The following is a 921-nucleotide window of genomic DNA, read 5'->3' on the forward strand; positions in this document are numbered from 1 at the left end:
AGTGCCCCCCGCAGATAAAATACGTCCATCAGGCAAGTTGTTGATGCCTGGACAAAACATGTCATGATTTAAGTTAGTTAAGATTTCACCTTCACCAGCACCTATCTTTCCTATAAACGGGTCATAGATTTCAGTAAAAGTCATCCCGTCTTGATTGAGATTGAAAGTTTCTCTGAATTTAGCGGACCATACAATCAATTTACCATCAGGTAAATTAGACACCGCAACGGGTATTACCTCTAATGGAATGATATCACTCCAATCTCCATCTTGTGATTTGTCTTGAGCATTTAGGGCAGTAGATAAACTAAAAAATAACGCTAACGTTATCCCTAAAACAGAATGTGTTCTAAGATTTTTCATTAAAGGGGCTTTAAATAACAAAAATACTAGGTTTGTTACCCAGCGATTTAGTTTTTCGATATTAAGACAAATTGATCGGCAAACAACACCTGAATATGCTTTCCGAGACTCAATATTGCCTGTATTCTCTTACAAAAGAGAATTGAATAATCGCCGCAAATTTACTTCTTATTTAGAAGCATAAATGGTTTAACATCAAAGAATTGGTCAGAAGTTATTGACATTTGATAAACACCTTCTGATAAACTTTGCAACTGTAACTCTTCTATAGCGTAATGACTGCTCTTGTAGTCCTTTTTAAATACTTTCTGACCATTAGAATTAAAGATTTCTATGGCAATTTTTTTGTTCATAAAATTGCCTAAATAAAGATTAATTAACCCTTCAGAAGGGATAGGATACATCATCACATCTTGTTCCGAAAGTCTGGCTTTATCCGATGTTGAAATACCATTCATTAAATTATCTAAATCGCTCAAAAGAGGTTGAACTTGATTATCACACCCCATTACCATTACTTCAGCCATATGTAGTGTTCCGTTTGTACTTGATAATTGG

2 protein-coding genes are annotated in these 921 nt (G+C 34.6%); both read right to left on the bottom strand.

All coding sequences use genetic code 11. The features are described from left to right. A partial coding sequence (locus RM542_RS14795) for a hypothetical protein (protein ID WP_311386526.1) occupies window positions 1-363 on the bottom strand: 363 nt, incomplete at its 3' end. A gap of 161 nt (window positions 364-524) precedes the next feature. After that, window positions 525-921: T9SS type A sorting domain-containing protein (locus RM542_RS14800; protein WP_311386527.1), on the bottom strand; the 397-nt coding region annotated here is incomplete at its 5' end.

This window comes from Croceitalea sp. P059 (assembly GCF_031846365.1).
Lineage (GTDB): Bacteria > Bacteroidota > Bacteroidia > Flavobacteriales > Flavobacteriaceae > Croceitalea > Croceitalea vernalis.